Annotated in this window: 20 protein-coding genes, 1 pseudogene and 1 riboswitch; of the genes and pseudogenes, 3 read left to right on the top strand and 18 right to left on the bottom strand. The window is 34.4% G+C overall.

Going from position 1 to position 25098, the window contains the following annotated elements:
* Positions 1-159: 159 nt before the first annotated feature.
* The gene (locus ACW0JX_RS05515; protein ID WP_459245474.1) at positions 160-2277 is read right to left on the bottom strand and encodes a transglycosylase domain-containing protein; all 2118 of its coding nucleotides are present in this window, start codon (positions 2275-2277) and stop codon (positions 160-162) included.
* 127 nt (positions 2278-2404) lie between these two features.
* On the opposite strand from ACW0JX_RS05515, the gene hmoB reads away from it, so the two are divergent.
* Positions 2405-2902 (top strand): heme-degrading monooxygenase HmoB, encoded by a 498-nt coding sequence (gene hmoB / locus ACW0JX_RS05510; RefSeq protein WP_459245473.1) that lies wholly within the window; start codon positions 2405-2407, stop codon positions 2900-2902.
* Between the two features lie 105 nt (positions 2903-3007).
* Here hmoB and ACW0JX_RS05505 read toward each other — a convergent pair whose 3' ends face one another.
* From ACW0JX_RS05505 to ACW0JX_RS05475, 7 genes are all read right to left on the bottom strand, one after another.
* On the bottom strand, positions 3008-4423 hold the full coding sequence (locus ACW0JX_RS05505; RefSeq protein ID WP_459245472.1) for a PH domain-containing protein: 1416 nt from the start codon (positions 4421-4423) through the stop codon (positions 3008-3010).
* A complete protein-coding gene (locus ACW0JX_RS05500; RefSeq protein WP_001182719.1) occupies positions 4416-4892 on the bottom strand; it encodes a PH domain-containing protein in 477 nt (158 codons plus the stop codon). The genes ACW0JX_RS05505 and ACW0JX_RS05500 overlap by 8 nt, the downstream gene beginning before the upstream one ends.
* Before the next feature lie 226 nt (positions 4893-5118).
* Positions 5119-6060: a DMT family transporter gene (locus ACW0JX_RS05495; RefSeq protein ID WP_000939632.1), complete on the bottom strand. Its 942-nt coding sequence runs from the start codon at positions 6058-6060 to the stop codon at positions 5119-5121.
* Between the two features lie 88 nt (positions 6061-6148).
* On the bottom strand, positions 6149-6895 hold the full coding sequence (locus ACW0JX_RS05490) for an SDR family NAD(P)-dependent oxidoreductase (RefSeq protein WP_141544836.1): 747 nt from the start codon (positions 6893-6895) through the stop codon (positions 6149-6151).
* On the bottom strand, positions 6892-7629 hold the full coding sequence (locus ACW0JX_RS05485) for a 2OG-Fe dioxygenase family protein (protein ID WP_053565070.1): 738 nt from the start codon (positions 7627-7629) through the stop codon (positions 6892-6894). The genes ACW0JX_RS05490 and ACW0JX_RS05485 overlap by 4 nt, the downstream gene beginning before the upstream one ends.
* 477 nt (positions 7630-8106) lie before the next feature.
* Positions 8107-15459: a SpaA isopeptide-forming pilin-related protein gene (locus tag ACW0JX_RS05480; protein WP_459245471.1), complete on the bottom strand. Its 7353-nt coding sequence runs from the start codon at positions 15457-15459 to the stop codon at positions 8107-8109.
* 60 nt (positions 15460-15519) lie between these two features.
* Positions 15520-15612, bottom strand: a riboswitch (cyclic di-GMP riboswitch).
* 172 nt (positions 15613-15784) lie between these two features.
* Positions 15785-16321 carry a TetR/AcrR family transcriptional regulator gene (locus ACW0JX_RS05475; protein WP_000028013.1) on the bottom strand — a complete coding sequence of 179 codons (537 nt, stop codon included), beginning with the start codon at positions 16319-16321 and terminating at the stop codon, positions 15785-15787.
* A gap of 331 nt (positions 16322-16652) precedes the next feature.
* Here ACW0JX_RS05475 and ACW0JX_RS05470 point away from each other — a divergent pair, with 331 nt between their 5' ends.
* Positions 16653-17036 (top strand): hypothetical protein, encoded by a 384-nt coding sequence (locus ACW0JX_RS05470; RefSeq protein WP_089170559.1) that lies wholly within the window; start codon positions 16653-16655, stop codon positions 17034-17036.
* Positions 17037-17109: 73 nt separating this feature from the next.
* Here ACW0JX_RS05470 and ACW0JX_RS05465 read toward each other — a convergent pair whose 3' ends face one another.
* The 7 genes from ACW0JX_RS05465 to ACW0JX_RS05435 all read right to left on the bottom strand — a co-directional run bounded on the left by ACW0JX_RS05465 (position 17110) and on the right by ACW0JX_RS05435 (position 21601).
* Positions 17110-17376 (bottom strand): CPCC family cysteine-rich protein, encoded by a 267-nt coding sequence (locus ACW0JX_RS05465; protein WP_000877837.1) that lies wholly within the window; start codon positions 17374-17376, stop codon positions 17110-17112.
* Entirely contained in the window at positions 17373-17816 is a 444-nt protein-coding gene (locus ACW0JX_RS05460; protein WP_078400421.1) for a hypothetical protein, read from the bottom strand. The genes ACW0JX_RS05465 and ACW0JX_RS05460 overlap by 4 nt, the downstream gene beginning before the upstream one ends.
* Positions 17817-17996: 180 nt before the next feature.
* The gene (locus ACW0JX_RS05455) at positions 17997-18650 is read right to left on the bottom strand and encodes a DUF975 family protein (RefSeq protein WP_000625399.1); all 654 of its coding nucleotides are present in this window, start codon (positions 18648-18650) and stop codon (positions 17997-17999) included.
* A gap of 199 nt (positions 18651-18849) precedes the next feature.
* A complete protein-coding gene (locus tag ACW0JX_RS05450; RefSeq protein WP_197241407.1) occupies positions 18850-20301 on the bottom strand; it encodes a PH domain-containing protein in 1452 nt (483 codons plus the stop codon).
* Positions 20294-20770 (bottom strand): PH domain-containing protein, encoded by a 477-nt coding sequence (locus ACW0JX_RS05445; protein WP_089170557.1) that lies wholly within the window; start codon positions 20768-20770, stop codon positions 20294-20296. The genes ACW0JX_RS05450 and ACW0JX_RS05445 overlap by 8 nt, the downstream gene beginning before the upstream one ends.
* Positions 20771-20849: 79 nt before the next feature.
* Positions 20850-21017 (bottom strand): hypothetical protein, encoded by a 168-nt coding sequence (locus ACW0JX_RS05440; protein WP_000783808.1) that lies wholly within the window; start codon positions 21015-21017, stop codon positions 20850-20852.
* 2 nt (positions 21018-21019) lie between these two features.
* Positions 21020-21601 carry a TetR/AcrR family transcriptional regulator gene (locus ACW0JX_RS05435; protein WP_459245470.1) on the bottom strand — a complete coding sequence of 194 codons (582 nt, stop codon included), beginning with the start codon at positions 21599-21601 and terminating at the stop codon, positions 21020-21022.
* A 155-nt stretch (positions 21602-21756) separates the two neighbouring features.
* Between ACW0JX_RS05435 and ACW0JX_RS05430 the strand changes: the two are divergent.
* Positions 21757-21882 (top strand): annotated as a pseudogene (locus tag ACW0JX_RS05430) (YjcZ family sporulation protein).
* A gap of 40 nt (positions 21883-21922) precedes the next feature.
* Here ACW0JX_RS05430 and ecsC read toward each other — a convergent pair.
* From ecsC to ecsA, 3 genes are read right to left on the bottom strand one after another with little or no spacing between them, the layout of a single operon-like run.
* Positions 21923-22630, bottom strand: coding sequence for an ecs operon protein EcsC (ecsC, locus tag ACW0JX_RS05425; protein ID WP_000634126.1), 708 nt, complete (start codon positions 22628-22630; stop codon positions 21923-21925).
* Between the two features lie 13 nt (positions 22631-22643).
* Positions 22644-23855 carry an ABC transporter permease EcsB gene (gene ecsB, locus ACW0JX_RS05420; RefSeq protein ID WP_459245469.1) on the bottom strand — a complete coding sequence of 404 codons (1212 nt, stop codon included), beginning with the start codon at positions 23853-23855 and terminating at the stop codon, positions 22644-22646.
* Entirely contained in the window at positions 23848-24591 is a 744-nt protein-coding gene (gene ecsA / locus ACW0JX_RS05415; RefSeq protein WP_459245468.1) for an ABC transporter ATP-binding protein EcsA, read from the bottom strand. The genes ecsB and ecsA overlap by 8 nt, the downstream gene beginning before the upstream one ends.
* Positions 24592-25098 lie beyond the last annotated feature (507 nt).

Here is a 25098-nt window from a genome sequence, read left to right as displayed (position 1 = left end):
TACCAATGCTTCGAATACGCTCGATATTTATCTTTTTTTACTATACAGCTTGTAAAAACAAAATGCATAATATTATGTACGTTGTTCATTAAATTGACACAAACATTCTTAAAAACGCTTACTTTTTTCACAACATTCTTATTATAACACAGAGAAAAACTATGGTTTAGCTACTTTTGACTTTTCTCCTTCGCGATTCGTTTGTGTATTATATGGTACAACGTAAAAGCTCGGTTTTGAAAATATGTTAACGAACTTTTCCTCATATTCTCCAGCACCGTTTACAGTGCTAACATGCATATGAATTCCATTCTCCACTCTATAGATTCGGTACATAATTCTGTTATCTGGAAGTGGCGTCCAGCTTAATTTTGCTTTAAATAAACCGAAAGGACTAAATGATAGTTTCATTTTTACATCTTCAATTCTTCGCAGCCGAATCGGAGCACCGATTGTTTCCACACCTTCAGGCTTCATAAACTTCTCTTTATGTTCTACATTAGCCTTCGTTAAAATTTTCTTAAATAATTTTGTCGCAGATGCACTTTCTCCTTGCAACTGATGCTCCTTATCCGTACGGTCATAACCAATCCAAACAGCGCCTACTAAGTTCGGTGTATAGCCGACGAACCACATATCTCTTGCTCCCTTATCGTCATTTGGCAATGAAGTTGTACCTGTTTTCCCAGCTAACGCACCGTTATATACACCAACTCTCGCTGTTCCTTCCTTCACAACCCCTTCTAACATTTTCGTCATATACCATGCTGTCTGCTTCGAGAAGATTTTCGTCTCTACTTTTGGAGATTCCCCAATGACTGCACCGTGTCTATTTAATACTTTATCAATAACGTGTGGCTCGATAATATTTCCATTTGCTAAAAATGAACGATACATTTTTACAAGATCAAATGTTGAAACGCCATTTTTCAATCCGCCAAGCGCTGTACTTAAACCAGCATCTGCAATATGGACATTTCCTTTTTCTAAATACTGCTTTCCTTCTTCTACCCCTAACTCATTTAATAAAGAAACTGCTGGTACGTTTGCCGACTCTAAAATCGCATCATACATCGTCATTTCTTTTGAATACTCATGATTATAATTTCGAGGTTCATACCCTTCAAAAGAATTTCTTTCATTTGTTAATAAAGAATACGGATTATACTTTTTCGTTTCTAGTGCTGGTGCATAAACGATAAGTGGTTTTAAAACAGATCCGGGCTGCCTTTTGGCAAAAACACGATTAAATCCTCTCGGGACGTACTTTCTTCCCCCAATCGCCGCTTTAATCCCTCCCGTACGATTATCCATTAATAAAAATGCACCTTGAGCCCCCTCTTCTTTCCCAGGAAAATTCCTTGCATCTTGAAACTGGTTATACGCTACCTTTTGAATTTTTTCATCCATTGGTACGACAAACGTATATCCCCCTCGGAGTACCTCTTGATGAGACAACCCGTATAAACGAGCGGCTTCATCTATGACCATATCAATATACGGCATATATGCGAGTTCATTCTCATCTAAGTTTTTATAAAGAGCAATTGTCTTTCCTTGATAGCGAACGCTTTCTTCGGCAGTCAAATAGCCTTGTTTATGCATAAGTGACAACACGAGATCGCGGCGTTCCTTACTCTTCTCTGCAGAGTAGTACGGTGAATATCCGTTTGGTGACTTCGGAAGGCCTGCAAGCATTGCCCCTTCCTCTACTGTTAAATCCTCAACATTTTTATTAAAATACAACTTTGCTGCCGCTTGAATACCGTAAGCCCCATGACCAAAATAAATATGATTCATATACATTTCAAGAATTTGTTGCTTCGTATATTTTTGCTCTAATTGAAGAGAAATTGCGACTTCCTTCAATTTGCGCGTAAATGTTTTTTCACGAGTTAAAAAGACATTTTTAGCGAGTTGCTGCGTAATGGTACTACCGCCCTCTACCTTTTCTCCGGCTAACGTATCTTTATAAAGAGCCCGGAATATAGACGGATAATCAATTCCTTGATGCTCATAAAAACGGGAATCTTCCACCGCAACAAACGCTTGCTGCACATACTTCGGAATTTGCTCGACTGGTACGAGTTCCCTATTTTCTACGTATAATTTCGTAATTTCTTTTCCTTTCTGGTCAACAATACGTGATGAAGAGTGGAAAACGAGCTGCTTTTCATCCATCATATAGCCACCAGCTAACACGATAAGTTTATAGAGTACAATTGCTACTACAAACGTTGCGACGCCGCCTAATAAAGTCCACTTTACTTTCTTCATACATCGTCCTTCTTTCCAAATGATGGTACATTTATTATTTGAAAAAGAAGTATCTTTATGTATATAATCTTCGAAGTTTTTTAAGAGAGTTGATATAATAGAAACAAACTATTAAGGGGGCATTAAAATGAAGGCTATTATTTCATACGAAACACCTCTAGAACAATCACATTTCACTGCAAAAAATGATGAGAAAAATATATTTTATAAAGAAAATACAGAAGAATCTGTAGAAGGTTCACTTCAGTATGACGTACTAGATGCTGTCGGTGAATTTAAAGGACAATCTGGCTATATCGTTTGTAACAACATTTCTGTCACAGACGAAGGTCGCCTAGTATTTGAAAACCGCTTTAAAAACCGCGCAGGCCTTATTGAAAACGAACCAGGATTCCAAGCGATCCGTGTTTTACGCCCATTAAGTAACGATACATATGTCATCTTAACGATGTGGGAAACAGAGCAAAACTTTAAAGACTGGACAGAATCACGTTCATTCGAAAATGCTCATAAAAAACGTCCTGCACAAGCAGAAGGACAAGCTCCAGCGCATCCACATGCGGAACAGCAAAAGAGTATTTTCTCTCGTCCTTCTTTTGTGACTACTTTTGATGTGTTAGTTTAATTTTTTGGAGTTTAGAGTTCGGAAACCACGGTATGCGAACTTATATCGGCGATTCTTCGAATATATCGACTTATCGACAAATCATGACACAAAAAGGAAACACCATTACACACCGGTGTTTCCTTTTTCTTTGTACCAATTATATATACGAAGTGAATCTTTTTTTCTCATATGCTTTACTTCATAACCGCGCCCGGCTACCGCTACAAGAGTTGTACATAATTCATCTTTTCTTTGAAAATACGATTGATCATAACCTACTACTTGAACATGTCTTCTTCGCATTATTCCTGTATATTTCGAAAAATTACGATATACAACCGTTAGTTGATTTTCTCTTAATTCATAACCGCCACTTTTATATCTAGCATACGCAAGTAACGAAAACACGATAAATAACGGTAAAATAACAAACAACGCAATATATTGTTTAAAATATATACTCACGCTGGCAATTAGAACTGTGAGTATGATACTTATTGACCAGCCCATAATGAAATAACGATGCAACGCTGTTTTTGGTAAGTGAACGATCTCCGCTTCGATTTCATAAGGTAACTCTAAATATGTGAGCAGGTGCTGTACATCTTTTTTCTTCATAAATGGATGCAACATTACTTCGTTACTTGCTGCTCCAATACTTTGAATTGCTTCCACTTCAACAGCACAATAACCAAACGGCTGGCGAAGCATACCTTCTTTTACAGTAATCGCTTGAATGCGGTGCAATTTTAAGACAAACTCTTTCTTTTCAAATAATCCTTGAACGATACGAATCTCTTCCCCTTTTCGCTCAATTTTAAAGTTTGCATATTTCAACACATATCCAGCCGTGGAAATAATCCATGAAATTACCATTAAAATTAATGCAATTACAATTAGTTTATAAACACCGTTTCCCATCACATACGCTTCTACTTTACTTGTGAATCCTTCAGGAAGAACAAAATCAAACTTTGTGTAAAGAAGTACTAGTCCAGAGAACACTAGTCCGAACCGACCAGATGTAATCGCTGCGGCTAAAACCTCTTTCGTTGTTAACTGATAAACCGTCTTGCTTTCTTCCTCTTCTATTTCTTCTTTTACAGTAGTTTCTTTCTTATGTAATAAAGAGATTAAATGTTTTGCCTCGTCTTCTTTAATACCAGCCAACATCACTTCTGGCTCACTACCGCCGCCTGCTACTTCTATATTTAGCTTCATAAGTCCGAGCATTTGATAAATGGCGTTAGAAGATGTACTAATATTTTGTACACGCTCTTTATTTAAATAGCTTTCCTTCTTTACAAAAACACCGTGCTTTATATGTAAAATATTATTCTCAATCCAGTACACTTTAAAATACCATTTAATTGCTGAAAAAATAGCCATGATGAATAAAACAACCAGAAGGAAAAGATAAAATAAATACCAAGGTTCCACTTGTTCATCAGGTTTAAATAAAACAAGAATAATAAGTGGCAACAAACTCGCAACCCTAATACCTAACAATATCGTGATCGGATGTTGCCTCTTATACATCCTCATCACTCACTTTCGCAAGTTCTCCAATTTGTCTTTTCAGCTGTTCTGCTTCTTCTTTCGTTAAACCTGGGATACTATGAGAAGTTGCGGCTGTTGAAATGTGTAATTCTGCTAAATTATACTTTCTCATAATCGGCCCTTGCTCAATCGTTACGTGCTGCACACGGATCATCGGAATAAGTACGCGTTTTACAACGAACATTCCCTTTTGAATCTCAATCTCTTCTTCATTTAATCTGTAACTATAATAGCGCTGACGTAAATTTGGAAACACAAAATAATCAAGTGGAATAAATATAATGGCTCCTGTTACTAATAGTCCAAACAACCAGCCCCACCAGTTAAAGTTAATCATAAAAAAGAAATACGCAATTACGACTGTTAGTATAACTGCCGCCCCAATTAAAGCGTGAATCCTCCACACTTTCAGCATATTAGAATGAATCTCCCTTTCTAACGGCTGCATCTCATCACTCCAATTCTATGAATTTATTACTTATATATTATCAAAAAATAAGGTTTTATATACAATTTTGTAAATTTATAGTCAAATAAAAATAGTTGAATCAAAAGCATGTTAAAAAACATACCTCAGTTTTTAAAATTACATATTATAAATATGAATTATATTGAACCAAATAAACCCTGCATGATTCATGCAAGGTTTATCGTTTTATACACAATATATTTCATTATTGTTGAGATATACTAGCATCGCTTTCAATTCGCTTTTCTTTTTGGCTCAGTTTTTTATCTTTAGATTTTTTTAATGTTAAAGTCATGCCAATAAAAATAAAAAGAATTCCTGTTATTTGCATTAAAGTTGGACGGAATCCAGTAAGTACAGTATCTAATAATATTGCCACTGCCGGATCTAAAAAAACTAATATTGAGATTGTTTTTGTAGATAAATGGCGTAAACTATCAAAAAACAGATAATACACTATCCCTGTGTGAATAAAACCAGTAGCTATAATATATGTCCAATTACTTTGAGTGAGGCCACTAAAAGCATCTAAATCTATAAATGGTATTAAAAGAAATATCCCCAAGAATGTTTGTAAAAATGTCATTGCATACGCACTCATTTTGTTAATCCCTTTACCAAATAAAGTTGTAAATGCATAAAAGAGAGCTGCAAGAAATCCCCATATCATACCCGAAGACATTAATGAACCGAAAGAGAAGCTTCCATCGATACCAGCAATTAATAAAGCTCCCACAAAACACACAACTATTGAAATGATAGATATTAATGTTAATTTTTCTTTAAAGACGATACTTCCAATTAACAGTACAATTACTGGTGCAAGATGATAAACTGAGATAGCAATTGTAACTGACATATTTTCAAAGGCTTTAAATAAGAAAACCCAATTAAATACTAAGAAAAAACCACATATTAAAACTTGAATAACTTCTTTTCGTTCCCATTTATCTTGTTTATATTGCCCTGTAAGCAACCAACATACACTTAAAAATATTGTCGCAAAAATACACCTTACAAACACTAATTCAAACGAAGGTAAGTTTGTTTGAACAGAAAAAAATCCAACTGATCCAAAGATAACCATTGATGCTATCATCTTTAAGGCCGGTACCGTTTTCTCTTGCTTAAAACTTTTTTGAAGCAAATTAATTCCCCTCCAATAAAAACTCGGTTTATAGTGAGAAAAACACCAGCCTAAAAAAGGACAGGTGCTTTTCCTCAAAAACACTCAATTACAAATTTTTCCCTGCAGTCCAACCACCATCAATTACAAAATTAGAACCAGTAATAAAGCGGGCCTGATCAGAAATCAAGTAATCAATACATGAAACAATATCCTGCGGCAACCCCCAAGTATCTAAAGATTGATTACTTTTTATCATAGACATCAAGGATTTATTACTAAAGTATTCTTCTGTAAGTTCAGTTCTAATAACACCGGGAGAAATACTATTTACTCTTATATTTTGCTTCCCAAATTCCATAGCCATCTGTTTAGTCAATCCGATTAAGGCATGCTTTGATGCCACATAAGCAGCTCGCTCTGGTTCAGCCATTAATCCAGAAACCGATGCTATATTCACAATACAACCTTTTATTTTCGATTCACACCATCGCTTAGCTACTTCCCTAGAAAGGATAAATGGGGCTACTAAATTTACATCAATTACTTTTTTAAACATATCATCGGATAAATGTAAAACAGGTGTTATCTCTCGAATACCAGCTGCATTTATTAATATATCAGGAGAAAGCTTTTCTAAATCTAATTGAGTAAAAAGATTATGAATCGCTTCGCTATTACTTAAATCAATTTGCACTACTTTCAAAGGCATATCTGTTTTCATATAATCTATTAAGTTATTATTATTAATATCAAGAGCTATTACATGAAATGATTTTTCTAAAAAGTATTTTATACAAGCATGACCTATACCGCTATTGGCTCCAGAAATCATAATTATTTTATTCTCTCTCATTTTGTCTCCTTATAAGAAAATGTTACTAATAAAATATCACGAAAAGCCTCCGTACTACATTCTGTTCCAAGTGGCGTTACGGCATGGAAGACCTTTTGTCCAAATACTAAAGTTTCTAACGGCTCCTTCAAACTTATAAACTGATTAATTTCCCGAGGAGAATTAGCTATTAAATTATCTCCACCAATAGCTGTATTACTTAAATTCATAAGGTGTAAAAACACTACTGGTTCATCATCTTTATGTAACCAAATAGGTGAACTAAAAGATGGTCTTTCTTTAGTAGCTTTATATCTTACTTGATGTAAACCTATAATTAAGTCTTTACTTGTATCTATTATATTTGTTTTAAATGCAAATTCAGTATCGAAACGCACCATATTTTGAATTAAAGGATTATATAAAAAGCTATCATTTATGCTATTAAACTGTCTAACTTTCCCGCCATCATCATAGTTATATTCTTTAGATTGGAAGTAATCATTACTATTATCTAAAATATAATCTGGTGAATCAACATACTTTATATACCTTGAATAAGATCTAGCACGGCATTCACCGTACGCATCATCTTCCAAATTATAATAATCTAACTGTGCTTGTGTTAATAAGCGATGATTCTCTTCCTCTTGTAAAAAGATTTCATTTGAGATTTCAAGAAACCCTTTAGATTCAAATTCATGTACCTTTTCTTCTATGCTAAAGCCACTCATTTTACTAAGAACAAACGTCATTATAAAAACCTCCACACTATTGTATTTTTCTATCTCACCCTATGTTAGAAATGCAATAAGTAACCGAGATTCTTGCTTAATAAAATTAAAAATTATGATATTCAATTAATACACCAAATGAAATATATGTAATCCATTAAAACTATTTCTTAAGCAATATTATATATCCTTTTGGACATTATTTCTAATTATCTGAAGATTTATCAACATTAGTCTTAATATTCGGAACTAAAGAAATAACTTTTTCAGGAAGATAAAACTGCGAGTATTGCAATTATTTATGTATATAACTTTTTTTAAAATTATATTTTAAATATAGCTAGTTTTTTATAAATTTTTTGATATAATTACATACGGGAAACGGGAAGAATTTTGTCTTCCCATGTGTTTTTATTTGCATCTAGTTCTTTTGCTAGATGCTTTTTTTATGCTAAAAAAGGTATCCTCAAATACTTTGAGGATACCTTTTCACTTTTATTATCTCTGCTGTTTTCTACCTAATACGAATAATCCAAAACTCATCATTACAAGAAGTGCTCCCATATATGGTTCCACAGGCATTTTCTGCCCTGTCTTCGGTAATTCTTTTTCCGGTTTTTCTGAATTCGGTGTTCCAGGCTTTTCTGGATCTGGTGTTCCAGGTTTTTCTGGATTCGGTGTTCCAGGCTTTTCTGGATCTGGTGTTCCAGGTTTTTCTGGATCTGGTGTTCCAGGTTTTTCTGGATCTGGTGTTCCAGGTTTTTCTGGATTTGGTGTTCCAGGTTTCTCTGGATTCGGTGTTCCAGGTTTTTCTGGATCTGGTGTTTCTGGACCTGGTGGTGCTAAATGATTCAATTTGTTTAATACTTCTAATTGAACTGCATTTATCATTCCATTTGTAATTTCAAATGGAATTGGATTAGTTAATTTTTCATATCCTTTTGGTGCTTCTACTTCTACTAGTGTGTAGTTACCTACAGATAGATCTGCGATTTTTGCCTTTCCATCTTTATCTGTTGTTACTTTCACTACTACTTTTCCCTTGTCATCATGAACTTCAAACACAGCTCCTGATAAGACTTCCTTGCTTTCAGCGGCCATTTTTGTAATCTCCACTGAACCTTTGTCTAACTTTTCATTCTCTACTTTCAATGATAAGAATTTTGTCATACCTTTTTTAATTTCGAATGATACTGGTTCCGTTAACTTCTTGTAACCTGGTAAGCTCTTCGTCTCTACTAATTTGTATTTTCCTACTGATAGATCTGAAACTGTTGCTTTTCCTTCTTTATCTGTCGTTACTTCTGTTACTACTTTACCTTGCTCATCTTGTACTTCGAAGACTACGCCTTCTAATACTTTTTGGCTATCTTTATCTACTTTTGTTACTTCTACATTTCCCTTGTCTAACATTTCATTTTCTACTGTTAAAGCAAGAGATTTTGTCATGCCTTTTTCAATTTGGAAAGTAATCGGATCTACCAATTGCTTATATCCTTTTGGTGCTTTTACTTCTACTAACTTGTATGTTCCAACTGATAAATTAGTAACTTGTACTTGTCCTTTTTTATCTGTCGTTATTTTAGCAACTACTTGTCCTGCTTCATCTTGAATCTCAAATACAGCATCAGCTAAAGCATCTTTCGTTTCTTTGTCTACTTTTGTAATTTCTACATTTCCTACATCCACTAATTCATTTTCTACAGTCAATTGTAATGCTGTAACTCTACCTTTTTCAATTTCGAATGAAACTGGCTTTTCTAGTGGTTTGTATCCTGCCGGTGTTTCTACTTCTACTAACTCATACTTTCCAATAGATAAATCTGAAACGTTTGCTTTTCCTTCTTTATCCGTTGTTACTTTTGCAACTACTTTTCCTTTTGAATCACGTACTTCAAATACAACATTTTCTAATGGTGCTTTACTGTCTTTATCTATTTTTGTGATTTCTACATTCCCCGTATCTACCATTTCATTTTCTACAGTGAACGTTAAAGATTTTGTCATACCTTTTTTAATTTCAAATGGTACAGGCTTTTCTAATTTTTTGTAGCCTGGTAAACTCTCTACTTCTACTAACTTGTACTTTCCTACTGATAAATCTGAAACTGTTGCTTTTCCAGCTTTATCTGTCGTTACTTTCGTTACCACCTTGCCTTTGTCGTCTTGAACTTCAAAGACTACACCTGCTAACGGTGCCTTATTATCTTTATCTATTTTTGTAATTTCTACATTTCCCGTATCTACCATTTCATTTTCTATTTTTAATGATAGAACTTCTGTCATTCCTTTTTTGATTTCAAACGATACTGGTTCTGTTAATTGTTTGTAACCTGGTAAGCTTTCTTTCTCTACTAATTTGTACTTTCCTACAGATAAGTCTGAGATTTTTGCTTTACCATTTTTATCTGTTTTTACTTCCGTTACTACTTTGCCTTGTTCGTCTTGTACTTCGAAAACTACGCCTTCTAATACTTTTTGACTATCTTTATCTACTTTTGTAATTTCTACTGAACCTTTGTCTAACTGTTCATTCTCTACTTTTAATGATAAGACTTCTGTCATACCCTTTTTAATTTCGAATGATACTGGCTCTGTTAATTTTTTGTAGCCTGGTAAATTCTCTACTTCTACTAGTTTGTAACTTCCTACAGATAGATCTGAAATTTTTGCTTTTCCTTCTTTATCTGTTGTTACTTTCGTTACTACTTTGCCTTTTTCATCTTGCACTTCGAATGTTACGCCTTCTAATACCTTCTGGCTGTCTTTGTCCACTTTTGTAATTTCTACTGAACCTTTATCTAACTGTTCATTCTCTACTTTTAGTGATAAGACTTCTGTCATGCCTTTTTTAATTTCAAACGATACTGGTTTTGCTAATTTTTTATATCCTGGTAAGCTTTCTACCTCTACTAGCTTATATTTTCCTACTGGTAAATCTGAAATTGTTGCTTGTCCTTCTTTATCTGTCGTTACTTTTGTTACTACTTTATCTTTTTCATCTTGCACTTCGAATGTTACGCCCGCTAATACTGCGCCACTTTCTTTGTCCACTTTTGTAATCTCTACTGAACCTTTATCTAACTGTTCGTTCTCTACTTTCAATGATAAAACTTTCGTCATACCTTTTTTGATTTCGAATGATACTGGTTCCGTTAATTTTTTATAACCTGGTAAGCTCTTCGTCTCTACTAATTTGTATTTTCCTACTGATAGATCTGAAACGTTTGCTTTTCCATCTTTATCTGTCGTTACTTCTGTTACTACTTTGCCTTTGTCGTCTTGAACTTCGAAGACTACGCCTTCTAATACTTTTTGGCTATCTTTATCTACTTTTGTAATTTCTACTGAACCTTTGTCTAACTGTTCATTCTCTACTTTTAATGATAAGACTTCTGTCATACCCTTTTTAATTTCGAATGATACTGGCTCTGTTAGCTTTTTGTAGCCTGGTAAGCTTTCTACTTCTACTAGTTTGTAATTCCCTACAGATAGATCTGAAATTTTCGCTTTTCCTTCTTTATCTGTTTTTACTTTCGTTACTACTTTGCCTTTTTCATCTTGCACTTCGAATGTTACGCCTTCTAATGCCTTCTGGCTGTCTTTGTCCACTTTTGTAATTTCTACTGAACCTTTATCTAACTGTTCATTCTCTACTTTTAGTGATAAGACTTCTGTCATGCCTTTTTTAATTTCAAACGATACTGGTTTCGCTAGTTTTTTATATCCTGGTAAGCTCTCTACCTCTACTAGCTTATATTTTCCTACTGATAAATCTGAAATTGTTGCTTTTCCTTCTTTATCTGTCGTTACTTTTGTTACTACTTTATCTTTTTCATCTTGCACTTCGAATGTTACGCCCGCTAATACTGCGCCACTTTCTTTGTCCACTTTTGTAATCTCTACTGAACCTTTATCTAACTGTTCGTTCTCTACTTTCAATGATAAAACTTTCGTCATACCTTTTTTGATTTCGAATGATACTGGTTCTATTAATTTTTTGTAACCTGGTAAGCTCTTCGTCTCTACTAATTTGTATTTTCCTACTGATAGATCTGAAACGTTTGCTTTTCCATCTTTATCTGTCGTTACTTCTGTTACTACTTTGCCTTTGTCGTCTTGAACTTCGAAGACTACGCCTTCTAATACTTTTTGACTATCTTTATCTACTTTTGTTACTTCCACATTTCCCTTGTCTAACATTTCGTTTTCTACTGTTAAAGCAAGAGATTTTGTCATGCCTTTTTCAATTTGGAAAGTAATCGGATCTACTAATTGTTTATACCCTTTTGGTGCCTTTACTTCTACTAACTTGTATGTGCCGACTGATAAATTAGTAACTTGTGCTTGTCCTTTTTTATCTGTCGTTATTTTAGCGACTACTTGTCCTGCTGCATCTTGAATCTCAAATACTGCATCAGCTAAAGCATCTTTATTTTCTTTATCTACTTTTGTAATATCTACATTTCCTGTATCCACTAATTCATTTTCTACTGTTAGCTTTAGCGCTGTTACTCTACCCTTTTCAATTTCGAATGAAACTGGCTTTTCTAGTGGTTTGTATCCTGCCGGTGTTTCTACTTCCACCAACTCATACTTCCCAATAGGTAAATCTGAAACGTTTGCTTTTCCTTCTTTATCCGTCGTTACTTTCGCAACTACTTTTCCTTTTGAATCACGTACTTCAAATACAACATTTTCTAATGGAGCTTTACTATCTTTATCTATTTTTGTTATCTCTACATTCCCTGTATTCACCATTTCATTTTCTACTTTTAATGATAGAACCTCGGTCATGCCTTTTTTGATTTCAAATGATACTGGTTTTTCTAGTTTTTTATAACCAGGCAAACTTTCTACCTCTACTAATTCATACTTTCCTACAGGTAAATCTGAAACATTTGCTTTTCCTTCTTTATCTGTCGTTACTTTTGTAACTTCATTCCCCTTTTCATCTTGGACGATGAATGTTACTCCCGCTAACGGTGCTTTATTATCTTTATCTATCTTTGTTATCTCTACATTTCCCGTATCTACCATTTCATTTTCTATTTTTAATGATAGAACTTCAGTCATGCCTTTTTTGATTTCAAATAATACTGGATCTGTTAGTTTCTTATAGCCTGGTAAACTTTCTTTCTCTACTAATTTGTACTTTCCTACTGATAGATCTGAGATTTTTGCTTTACCATCTTTATCTGTTTTTACTTCCTTTACTACTGTTCCAGCTTCATCTTGCACTTCAAAGACTACGCCTTTTAATGCTTTTTTGTTGTCTTTATCTACTTTTGTAATTTCTACTGAACCTTTATCTAACTGTTCATTTTCTACTTTCAATGATAAGACTTCTGTCATACCCTTTTTAATTTCGAATGATACTGGCTCTGTTAGCTTTTTGTAGCCTGGTAAACTTTTCGTCTCTACTAATTTGTACTTTCCTACTGATAAATCTGAGATTTTTGCTTTACCATCTTTATCTGTTTTTACTTCTGTTACTACTTTTCCTTGCTCATCTTGCACTTCGAAGACTACGCCTTCTAATACTTTTTGACTATCTTTATCTATTTTTGTAATTTCTACTGAGCCTTTGTCTAACTGCTCATTTTCTACTTTTATTACTAAAGCTTTTGTCATACCTTTTGTAATTTCAAATGGTACTGGTTCTGCTAGATTTTTGTAACCTGGTAAGCTTTTCGTCTCTACTAATTTGTACTTTCCTACTGATAGATCTGAAACGTTTGCTTTTCCTTCTTTATCTGTTACTACTTTTCTTACTACGCCATCTTTCTCATCTTGGACTTCAAATTCGACACCGGCTAATACTGCCCCGTTTTCTTTGTCCACTTTTGTAATTTCTATATTACCTTTGTCTACCATTGCATTTTCCACTTGTATTGGGAATATGCCGTCCCCTGTTACATTTACTTCGAACTCTGTTTCTTTTAATTGGTAGCCTTCAGGTGCTTTTGTTTCTTTTAAAATATATTTTCCTGGTGCTAACGGTTTAGAGATTGCCTTACCATCTTTATCTGTAACAATATGTTCGACTACTACACCGTCTTTTACTATATCAAACTCTGCATTTGCTAATGGTTTCTCACCATTTTCCGAATCAATTTTCTTTACTTCAATTTGACCCTTTTGCATAGTATTTTTAATTTCAATTGTTTTTGTTTCTCCAGCTTGAAGTGTAACCTCTACTGGACTTGTTAATTTTTGATATCCTTCTGGTGCTACTGTTTCATATACTTTATACGTCCCAGGAGCTAAAGTTTGAGGTACTGAAAAACCTTTTTCGTCCGTTTTCAGTTTTGCAACAACTTCATTTGCACTATTTCGGACTTCAAATTCGGCAGCTTTTAACCCTTTGTTCGGATTCTCAGAATCTATTTTATGAAGCGATACTGTACCATCTTTTGGAGCTTCAGGCGGCGTAATAGTTACTTCTTTTGATGTTAAAGTTTTATCATCAAAATGTAATTCCGCTTTATTAGGAATCTTCTTATCTACGTAAGAAGATAAGTCTGCATTATTTTTGATTTTCGCCTTGATACTGAGATTAATTATCTGGTCTTCATACGACTTATAGTCAAAACTCTCACCAAACGTAAATGTTACTTCACTTCTTTGTTTATCTATATTTAACGTTCCTTTAGAAGTAATATCTTGGCCATTTTGATCATACACTTTTGCCTCTAATACTTCTAAAACATCTTCTAAATCATCACTAATTACCATAGATGTGTATTTAGGAGGATCGTTCGGTATGTGTGTACCAACTTGGTATTGAATAACTTGATCCATTTTTGTTAACTGCTCATTCTCTACAAGCTTGCCATTCTCATCAACTATATTTTTTTCAATGCTAGGTGGATTATTGTCACCTGAACCGGATCCTCCCCCACCACTTACAAATACTTGTCCTACTTTTTCTTCAGTTTTAATATTTTTACCTTCTAATTTCACAGTATTTTTATGAGGCTTCGCAGCAGGATTTGTAACCTTTGTTTTATATCTTAAAATATAGCCTTTTGAACTGTCTGGAAACTCAATTGTAAATCCAGCCTTTGTTGCATTAATTTTAATGTTAGATAAATCTGCTGGCTTAATATTTGTTGGTGCATAACCATCTTCAAATACAGCCTCTTCTAATACTACGCTGTCTGTAATTAACTCATGTCCAGGTCCTAATGTATCTGTTAATTTAAGATCTTGCATTTCTGTTCCAGTTGCATTTACATATACAAGCCAATCAGCAATCGAAGGATCTTCTTGATTATAAGAACCCCATTTCAATAGATTATCTGTATTGGGCTGTGGCTTCGGTCTCTCTGTCGTATTACTTACATTTACTTCTTTATTAACGATTTGACCATCAACGTTAAATTCTAATGGAATTTCTTTAACACCATCATATGCTTCTAAACCAAAGTAGAATTCTACGAATAAAGAACCTTTAATGTTATTCTTTCCTTCTACGTAATCACCCATAGTACACGTTAATAGACCCTTTTTCATCTCACATGTACCAACTGTTTTTCCTTCAGCATCTTTTAAAGGAAAACTCATATTCATAAGGTCTTTTCGAAACTCTTTTGGCATATCAATTGTGAATTGATCTCCACTTTTTATTTTTTCTTTAGCTGACCACTTCACTTCTACTTTCATACCATCTGAGGCTTGATACGGTTCAGATGTCGTGCCATCAGTACGGGAAATATTAATTTCGTCCACTGGACTTTTCATCACAGCAGCTTGAATAACTGGAGCCCACACATTCAGCACTGAAAATAATACTAGAAAAACTAATGAAACCATTGAAATATGCCTTTTAGTACTTTTCATTTGCATAGTTCCCTCCTATTTTTTTATATTTATATAACAAAAAAAGACCGTCCGGTTGCATCAAAAATGTGCAACCAGACGATCTTAGTAACCAATATGTATTACCGTAGACTCTAAGCTTTGCGGCCTATCCTTTCGAATAGTGTGCTAAAAATATCTTTTATTCTTTTTTTGTTTCATTTTCCTCTTAAACCAAATATTACTATACCGTCTGGACGGTTATAATTCAATACTCTATAAAATTGTTCTATTTTTCTAATAAAAAAAACAATTCACCACTACATTAAATAAGTAATGGTGAATTGTTTTCGCATTATATAGTTCGTATATTCTATTTATATGAATTACTAATAAGAGCTTGAATCACTTTTTCTCTTAACTCGGGGCTTAGTCTGCCAACCCCTAAATATTCCGAATACCATAATCCATCTGCTGCTAATCTAATAATTGTTGCACAAACTGAATCTATCTCATCGTTTTCTATATTCTTTTGCAGTTGCTGAAATGATTGTTGTAATGGCTCAAGTAATTCAGGTTTTAACATGAATGCTGCCATCATACTACTAGACAACTCTTCTGTTCTTCTCTCATTACTTAATCTTTCCTCTACAAAAGAGCGAACCCATCTCCCTTTCCTCTCTGAGTCTTCCGCTACTTTATTGTAAATAGCGCCCTCATTATCCTCTATCCCTCTGACTATCATACCTTCTATTAAAGCTTCTTTATTTGCAAAGTGATACAATAATCCACCTTTACTTACACCCGCCTCTTTTGCCACTGCTTCTAAGGTTAATTTAGCAACCCCTTTACATTGCACAATTTGAGAAGCGGCCGCCAAAATCTTTTGCCGCGTTATGCTGATACTCATTCCTTTTTAAAACCCCATTTCTACTAAATTTATATAAATACGAATCTTATTTTTAATATTGTTGATTACTACTAAGTATTTTCTTTATACAACAAAAGCTGCATTACCTTTGAATTTTTAGTTACTTATTCTATTAAAAATTTCCATATCATTCAATATGATAACATCAAATACATAACATTGACTATACATCTATACTTTTATATTCATCGAAAATATATCCATAAACACGAAATGTATAAAAATTGATTATCCTTATACATCTAATCTATAATTTAAAGAGGTTTATATTTTCATAAAAATAAAGTGAAATTTTATAAGGATGATTCCATTGAAAAAATTTTCTATTAGTTATTTAATATGCTTACTGTTTTTTTCTATCATTGTGAATGTTTTACAGTATACAAGCGTTCCAAATTATGCGGATTCATGGGGGCCGATTTGGGTATCTATTATTATGCTTTCAATTCTTGGAAGTATTCCTGTTCTTATCGCTTGTTTAATAGGCGAATTTTGTTATAGAAAAATAAAAGGAAGTCACGAATTAAAAATCGGTATTCCTTTATTTATAGTGTTAGGTATTTCCTACAATCATTTCTTCTTTATGTTGTTTAACGACCGATATTTTCTATCCTTTAATTTAGAAGCCTTTTTGGAAACAGGCCTACCTATTACGTTATCATCTTTATTATTTTACCTTATAAGACGCCGTTAATTCTTTCATCATTACATAAAAAAATGTTATTACTCTTGTTACATCGAGTAATAACATTTTTATTTAAATCTATTTAACTAATTTGCTTCCAACTAGTATCCTTCACATCTTCGCTAGTCGGCTTTCTAACTGATTTCACAAAACATTCCTCGCAAGCACCAAATGCAATGAAGTTTTTCTGTGCTTGTCTTAACGAGACTTCATTTGCCCCGCCTTCAAAGTCAGGATCGTTAAACTGTACCTCATCATCTTCCCAGTAACATATATTACAAATTTCATATGTACCTGGTGGTTCTTCTTCTATTGTTCTATACCCGCAGCACGGACATGTATATTTCATTCCGTTACTCCATTATTCATTTCTTTTTTCTCCCATATATTCCGGCCCATAAAGAATGTAACAGCGCAAATCATAGTTATTACCATGAAAGTAGTATTAGAATCCTCATATGTAGTTGGAATTCCAATCGTTACAGAAACAATACTAAAAGCTAAAAGTAAATATAATAATAAAGATAGAATATAGCTTAGTTTAAATCGTAAAATGATACCTCTAAACAATAGCTCACCAAGTAGACAGCCACCTAAAATGATAGGTACTCCGAAATATAATGTAAGGACTCCCATTTGCGCAGTAGATTGAATTATCTTACCGATTATGTTCGGCGAAACCAGCTCACTATTGTTTCCCATCCTATCATATAAATCAAGTGCCGTTACTGAAATAAAGAAACTTAATATAGAAAACGAATACGGTATTAAAAATTTGCTCACTCTCATTCACCTCACTTTTTTTGTTTCACATATATTATTCATTACTTTCACAAAAAAAATAGCCCTCTATGCTAAAACATAGAGGGCATAATTTTTATATAAAAACCTATACCTTATCCTGAAATCCCCCCTAAACAGAACATCTAAACTATCTGTGCCCTATATTCTTTAGGGGATAGGTGGTTATTAGAAAGTAGTGCCTTCTTTTTTATAATATTCTTTTGAAATCTCTTCATAAAATGCGGCTGATGTCGCGTAGAAATACGGTGCTAACCATAAGAAACCGATTCCTATAGTAAGAATACTTAATATGAACCAGCCTAAGAAACTTAAGCATAGTAAAAAGTAATCCATTTTATGTCCATTCATCATATGACGACTCTCAGTAATCGCTTGATTCGCTGTATATTCTGGATGATCATTCAAAATAAAATATGTCATAGAATAAGAAAATGATTTAATAATACCTGGAATAATAAGAAGTAATGTCCATAGAGTCAAGTATACATACATTAGTAAATATGTTAAAAACGACTTCATCAACTTACTTCCATCGCTAAACCATCTAAATATATGACCAATGCGAGCATCAGTCCCACGAATTGCATTTAAAACAAGATAATAGGCACCTATTGTTAATGGACCAATAACAAGCATTACTATAATACTTACTGTAAGTGAATCACTTGCCTCTTCCCAACCCCAAAATATCGAGAAAATACCTGTTGTTAGCATTTCAACAGCTCCAATAAGGATTCCAATTAATAAAGTTGCCCCTACCGCTAATCCCCATCTTCCTTTTAATGCATCAAGTGCTTCTCTTTTCAACTGACTTATCATATATAACCTCCTAATACTATTTATATTTTAGTATACCATTTATATCAAAAATTCCACAGATTTCCCTGAAATAGAAGCATACTCCTTTTTGCATACGTATTAATACATGTGTGCTGTAGTTGTACTAATATATGGATTAAACGACTCTTTTCCCTATAACAAAAAAGCTTGCCCTTCAGAATAGGCAAGCTTTCTCAAATTATTCCTCACTGATTCTCTTCTTATACCAATCCTGCATTCTCTCCGCATCTTCTACTCTCGTATGCTCTAATTTGTAACTAGATGATGCACTAGAAAACTTATACGTACATAAATCCGCTCGGCGCTGGAAATATGATTGTGTCTTCTCCATTGATTGGACATGTCTTCTTCTAATAAGTCCTGTATATTTTCCGACGCTACGATAGACAAGTGTAATTTGTTCTCCGTTAACACTGTAACCATTTGTTTTAAATGTTGCGTATCCAAGTGTAAAGATGAGGATCGCGAGCGGAATTAATGCCCACATGATGAAGTGCTTTTCAGAGTATATACTTATTCCAGTAAGCGGGATTGCGAGCATAGCGAAAAAGATAAAACTATCAATGAGATAACGGCGCAATGCTGCTTTTGGTAATGCAATAATGTTTGCATTCAGTTCGTATGGTAATTGTAAATGGGCGAGTAACTGTTGTACTCGATCTTTTCGAATGATTGGGTGCAGTGTAACCTTTTCTTTTTCGTCACTCATTCCTTTACTTTGAATGACTTCTACTTGCACAGCACAATAACCGAATGGTTGGCGTAAAATACTTTCTTTTATCGTAATACCTTGAATACGATGCAATTTTAGTACGAGCTCTTTTTTCTCAAGCAATCCTTGCGAAATGCGGACTTCGTCATTTCTTCGATTCACTGTGAAATCGCCATGTTTTAACGCGTAACCGATTGTAGATATAATCCAAGAAAGAACGAGTAACATGGCTACCATGAAAATCCAGCCATATATATCATGTTCCATTACATACGACTTTACGCCATTCTCTATCCATTTCGGAATGTACTCATCTACTTGGTGATAAACGAAAAAGATTAAAGAGAATAATAGTCCAAATTGACCAGATGTAACAGATGCTAATAAAATCTCTTTCCAAGTTAATTTATATTCTGTCGCTTGTTTTTCTTCTGTAACAATTTCTTTTTCTACTACATTTTCTGCTGCTTCGTCTAATGTTCCTTCTGCTTTCACTTCTGGAGTTGGCTCATTTAGCAAAGTAATAAGCTCCGCCGCTTCTTCTGCCGTAATACCAGCTAAGCTAACTTCTGCTTCATCGCCCCCACCAGCTGTTTCAATCTGAATTTTTTTCAAACCGAGCATTTGATATAGTACGTTAGAACTTGTATTAATCGTTTGAACACGTTCTTTATTTAAGTAGCTCTCCTTTTTCACGAAGAGACCTTTTTTCACATGTAATACGTTATTTTCAACCCAATATGTTGTGTAATACCATTTTTCAAATGCTGAAAAAACGGTGAGTAAACCAAATGCTGCGGGAATTAAATACCAAAACGGGAATTTTCCGTTTAAGCTAAACATGAAAATAATGAGTGGTATAAAATCTGTTATTTTTAATTCTAATAACATCGTGATTGGATGCTGCCTCTTATACATCCTCATCACTCACTTTCGCTAATTCTGCGATTTTCGTTTTCAACATTTCTGCTTCATACATCGTTAAGCCTGGGATGCTATGAGAAGTTGCTGCTGTTGAAATGTGTAATTCTGCTAAGCCATATTTTCTCATAATTGGTCCTTGTTCAATCGTTACGTGCTGCACACGAATCATCGGTACTAATACGCGCTTTACGACCAAAAGACCATGCTGAATTTCAAGCTCTTCTTCATTTAGTTGGTAGCTGTAATAACGTTGACGTAGTTTCGGGAATAAGAAGTACGAAAATGGTGCGAACACAACTGTCAGCCCAATCATTACATACAAAATCCACGCCCACCAATCAAACTTTATCATGAGGAAAAGGTAAGCTAAAATGACGAGTATACCGATCCCTTCTTCAATCACAGCACGAACTTTCCACACCTTGACCATGTCAGGGTGAATTTCATTTTTCAATGGATCCATGTAACCACTCCAAATCTAGTAATCTAATATATGAATACTCTTAATCTACATTTTACATAACTTTACAGAAAATTGAAATTTAATCTTCTTTCTTCTCAGGAATAAAATATCCGAACCAAAGTAACCAAATGAAACCGATTAACTTCATCCAACTTCCATCCGCTTGAAAAGCTTCAATCATACCTGGTATTTTATAAATCCCAATAAATCCAAGAAAACCGAGCCACCAGTTTTTTTGCATTTTCATCTTTACTCCTCCTTCATGACGTTTTTCACATTTCGAATCCAAATTTCTTTATACTTTAAATGGAATCCCATGAGCATATAGTTGCTCATATTATCGATCACAAGCGCTAGCGTATGAGCATTTTCTTCCGTTTCATGTTGTGACACAACGCACAGTCTCGCGCCTTTCTTCAATAAATCGTGGAAACCATGTAAAAAATCCTCTTGTATTTCAAATAAACGTTTCTGGTACTTTTCATTTCGCGATGCAGTTACGATAAATTCATTGATAACGCGTAGTATTCCTTCTTGCCCTTCATACTCAGAGAGCATATGTAAACCATCTGCGATTAGCTTTTCTGCAAAGTTTTCTTTCGTATACTGCTCTTTATCGAAGTAATTTGCAAAATGATAATCAGAAAAAATCTCTTCAAATAAAAAATCAACTAACGCTTCTTTAGAAGAAAAATGATAGTAAATAGCCGGTTTTGAAATACCTACCTCTTTCGCAATCATGGAAAGACTCATCTTCTCAATGCCGTGTTCTGCCATAAGTTTAAACGATGCCTCTACAATGTTCTGCGATGTTTGTAAATTCTTCGTCATATTGTACCTCACTTATTTTTACTTACCGGTCGGTAAGTAAATTATAAAACAAAACGAAATGATTTTCAATTTAGTTAGCACTACAGAAGGTGTTTATTGGAAAATACAGAAAGTTATAAAGTAAAAGCAATATATAGCAATAAGGAGGATATCATATGGGACTTGGTGGTAATGGCGGCGGTGAAGCGGGAAAAGCTGGTAAGAGCTGATTTTCATTAATCATTGTACTTTTTATCGTATTGATTATAGTTGGAGTTAGCTATATCGGACTTAGCTTCTAAGAAAAGGCGTCCTACATTACACATGTAGGACGCCTTCTTTTTAATCCCTATTCAGCAACCGCATACGATAACAATTCATCGTTACTTCCCCAAGTCTTTGCAGTAATTGATAGTTCGCATACGCGCCGACCGGGGCACCGATTATTGGTACGAGCTGAAGCATTTTTGCTAAATCGATATAGTCTCGGTACTCTGTTTGGAACTTTTCCCAGTCCATATGATTTTCTTCTTCTGTATCCCACGTTTCGATGGCTTTCCATATTTCTTTTCGGTGGTCGTCACTTGAAAAGGCAAGCTGGAAAACGTGAAGGATAAAAAGGCGCTCTTCTTTGTCGCTCGTATCAAATCCGTACAATGTTGCTGCATCGAATAAAAATTTAATTTTAATGCCGAGTAAAAGCGGAAAGTCAGCAAGGCCAAGGAGAATACCGCCTGCTCCCGTCCCTGCTCCTTCTGCCGCTGCTATTTTTTTGTACTCATCCATTTTTTTACGTACTTCATCGTCTCGTCTTTGCAATGACCAGTTCGTCTCTTTTAATTTCGGCTTTATAAAGTTTGATCCGGCGCTAATTGTTTGTACCATCATCCGAATCGTTTCTGTTAATACTTTTTGCACTTTCGCCGGAATAAGCTGTTGTACTTTCGTCTGCACTTTCTTTGAGAACCGTGTCATCATAGAAGAATCTTTCATGAATGTAGCTTTCCATTGCTCCAGTTCTTTTATAACCTTTTCTTCATATGTAATCATAGGTTCATTCCCTTCAATTTAAACGCTCAATACGTTTTGCCCCGTATTGATAAACGAAACCGATACTAAATACTATGCTTACGACTAGTAAAATTCCCGTCATTATGAAATCTTTCGTCGCAAGTGCAAATATAACTGTAAAGATTACGCTCCCGATGATTAGAATCGTATTTAATAAAGTAAGAAAATCTTTCTTCTTTTCATCTACCTTTACTGGATACAAATCAAGCCAAATTTTCATGCGGTGATGTTTCCATAAAGTTAATAGCTGATAACCGATTAAGTATAGGAAAATAAAACTTACGATAAATCGTCCATATAAAAATGGAATGAAGTAAAGAATAACTCCGCCAAGAGCGAGCAGACGCACATATAATCCAAAATAGTTACCTGATCTTAAAAATGTTCTCGTATATAAGTATAAATATGTACGCTTTTCGCCGATTATCGACAGAATGAAATCCAGCCATTTTCGGCGAGATACTCTTTCTTTTAATGCTGGTACATCAACGAACATATTCGCAATTCGGTACAGCAGCATCATTTTCTTACCTTCTTCAGAAATTAAATACTCCCAGTTTAGCGGCTTTCCTTTTACCATTTGATGCATGATAGCAAGATATAACACCATGAGCAGAACGATTCCGCCAATGAAAAGAACTGAAGTACGTTCTACAAGGAAATATACAAATAAACTGTTTAAGATAAAACGAATAAACCAATCAGCCCTTTGTATATTTTGATCTGTTAAAAATGACTTTTCCCACGCTACAAATAAATTCCACGCTTTTACAATGACAAATGCGAGGACAATCCAAATGTATCCAGCACCTGTTTGCTTCATTTGTTGGAAGTATAACGGAGCAAGCGCAGCTGCTACGATTGCGATTATGTATAACTGAATCATAAATGTAAAAAGAAATGCCTTGGTGAAGTAAGGTTTTAACTTTTCTTCAACTGGCAGTAAGTAAACGAGATCCGCTTCTTTTAATAACGTTTGAATGGATCCAGCTGTTAACACGAGTCCAAGCAACACTGCCATAACAAGCGCTGTCGGAAACGAAGGTGTTAACGTTTGTAACCATTGCTGGTAATAATACGCTCCTGCGCCGATGATAAATACAAAAATAAATTTCAAATGATCATTAAATACGTATTTACTATATGTACGAACTTCTTTTAGGAAGTGACGAAATCGTTCTTTCCATAATGCTGTGCTATTCATAGTCTTCTTCCTTCGTTAATGCAATATAAATATCATCTAACGTTGCACCCGGCATATTAAACTGTGATTGTAGTTCAGCTAATGTTCCCTTCGCTCTTACTTCACCTTGATGCAAAATAATGAACGAATCACAATAACGCTCTGCCGTCGCTAAAATATGTGTGCTCATTAAAATGCCGGCGCCACTCTTTTTCATTTGATCCATCATTTGAAGAAGTGATTGAATTGCTAACGGGTCTAATCCAACGAAAGGTTCGTCTACTATGTAAAGAGATGGCTCAACTAAAAACGCGCTCATAATCATTACTTTTTGTTTCATCCCTTTTGAGAAATGAGATGGAAACCATTTTAAACGATTTTTCATGCGAAATTCATGTAATAGTTGTCCTACACGTTCTTCATATTGTTTTTCATCGACACCGTACGCCATCGCTGTTAGCTTCAAATGTTCTTCTAGCGTTAGCTCATCATATAATACAGGTGTTTCTGGGATGAACGAAAAACTAGAACGGTATGCTGTCATATCATCACGAATTGTTTTCCCATTAATTGTGACAGTTCCTTTGTTCGGTTCCATTAAACCGATAATATGTTTAATCGTCGTACTTTTACCAGCTCCATTTAAACCGATTAAGCCGACAAGTTCGCCTTTATTAACAGAGAACGAAACATCTTTTAATACAGGTCGTTTCGTATATCCTCCTGTAACATTTTCTACACGCAATAACTCGCTCATACGACACCACTTTCTTCATTAGTATTCATTCTATATTCATCTTACCAAAAATTATGCTGTACTACATAGTATCCATGTACTCAAAAAAAAATTTTAAATTTATTAGCATATATTTTCCCGAAAGCGGACATCATAATTAGTGAAGAAGGAACACATTGAAAAAGCGACCACCAATTGATGAGTACAACAACATAGTGAAGTCATCATGAAATGGGGTGTCCATGTTGGACAATGAAATTTACACATAACCAGATTATTTGTTTCATTTTCGAAACGGGGTGTCTCTGAAAGAGCATATACTGTTTTAAAAAATAAACAATTTCATTTTAAAAAAGATTGCAATTCATTTCACTTGAAAATGGGGTGTCTACGGCAGAAACTTTAGCCGATTTACCGTGCATTTCTTAAATAAATGAGGTGTCTGCGAAACGTAAATTACGATAATGCTTTTTCAATCCCTCTTCAGAAAACAGGAAGCTGAGTCAGCTTCCTGTTTTTCGTGTTTGT

Source organism: Bacillus sp. C-3-6 (assembly GCF_054509685.1).
The sequence above is the reverse complement of the archived record's forward strand: the minus strand, read 5'-3'. Positions and strand labels throughout refer to the sequence as shown.

What these genes read in the sequence shown, in the direction of transcription:
- ACW0JX_RS05515 (WP_459245474.1), bottom strand. Translation starts at nt 2,277, where the DNA reads ATGAAGAAAGTAAAGTGGACTTTATTAGGCGGCGTCGCAACGTTTGTA.
- ACW0JX_RS05505 (WP_459245472.1), bottom strand. Translation starts at nt 4,423, where the DNA reads ATGTATAAGAGGCAACATCCGATCACGATATTGTTAGGTATTAGGGTT.
- ACW0JX_RS05500 (WP_001182719.1), bottom strand. Translation starts at nt 4,892, where the DNA reads ATGCAGCCGTTAGAAAGGGAGATTCATTCTAATATGCTGAAAGTGTGG.
- ecsA (WP_459245468.1), bottom strand. Translation starts at nt 24,591, where the DNA reads ATGAGCGAGTTATTGCGTGTAGAAAATGTTACAGGAGGATATACGAAA.
- ACW0JX_RS05440 (WP_000783808.1), bottom strand. Translation starts at nt 21,017, where the DNA reads ATGAAAATGCAAAAAAACTGGTGGCTCGGTTTTCTTGGATTTATTGGG.
- ACW0JX_RS05490 (WP_141544836.1), bottom strand. Translation starts at nt 6,895, where the DNA reads ATGAGAGAGAATAAAATAATTATGATTTCTGGAGCCAATAGCGGTATA.
- ACW0JX_RS05465 (WP_000877837.1), bottom strand. Translation starts at nt 17,376, where the DNA reads ATGAAATATACATGTCCGTGCTGCGGGTATAGAACAATAGAAGAAGAA.
- ecsB (WP_459245469.1), bottom strand. Translation starts at nt 23,855, where the DNA reads ATGAATAGCACAGCATTATGGAAAGAACGATTTCGTCACTTCCTAAAA.
- ACW0JX_RS05485 (WP_053565070.1), bottom strand. Translation starts at nt 7,629, where the DNA reads ATGACGTTTGTTCTTAGTAAAATGAGTGGCTTTAGCATAGAAGAAAAG.
- ACW0JX_RS05475 (WP_000028013.1), bottom strand. Translation starts at nt 16,321, where the DNA reads ATGAGTATCAGCATAACGCGGCAAAAGATTTTGGCGGCCGCTTCTCAA.
- ecsC (WP_000634126.1), bottom strand. Translation starts at nt 22,630, where the DNA reads ATGATTACATATGAAGAAAAGGTTATAAAAGAACTGGAGCAATGGAAA.
- ACW0JX_RS05435 (WP_459245470.1), bottom strand. Translation starts at nt 21,601, where the DNA reads ATGACGAAGAATTTACAAACATCGCAGAACATTGTAGAGGCATCGTTT.
- ACW0JX_RS05450 (WP_197241407.1), bottom strand. Translation starts at nt 20,301, where the DNA reads ATGTATAAGAGGCAGCATCCAATCACGATGTTATTAGAATTAAAAATA.
- ACW0JX_RS05455 (WP_000625399.1), bottom strand. Translation starts at nt 18,650, where the DNA reads ATGATAAGTCAGTTGAAAAGAGAAGCACTTGATGCATTAAAAGGAAGA.
- ACW0JX_RS05445 (WP_089170557.1), bottom strand. Translation starts at nt 20,770, where the DNA reads ATGGATCCATTGAAAAATGAAATTCACCCTGACATGGTCAAGGTGTGG.
- ACW0JX_RS05460 (WP_078400421.1), bottom strand. Translation starts at nt 17,816, where the DNA reads ATGAGAGTGAGCAAATTTTTAATACCGTATTCGTTTTCTATATTAAGT.
- ACW0JX_RS05480 (WP_459245471.1), bottom strand. Translation starts at nt 15,459, where the DNA reads ATGCAAATGAAAAGTACTAAAAGGCATATTTCAATGGTTTCATTAGTT.
- hmoB (WP_459245473.1), top strand. Translation starts at nt 2,405, where the DNA reads ATGAAGGCTATTATTTCATACGAAACACCTCTAGAACAATCACATTTC.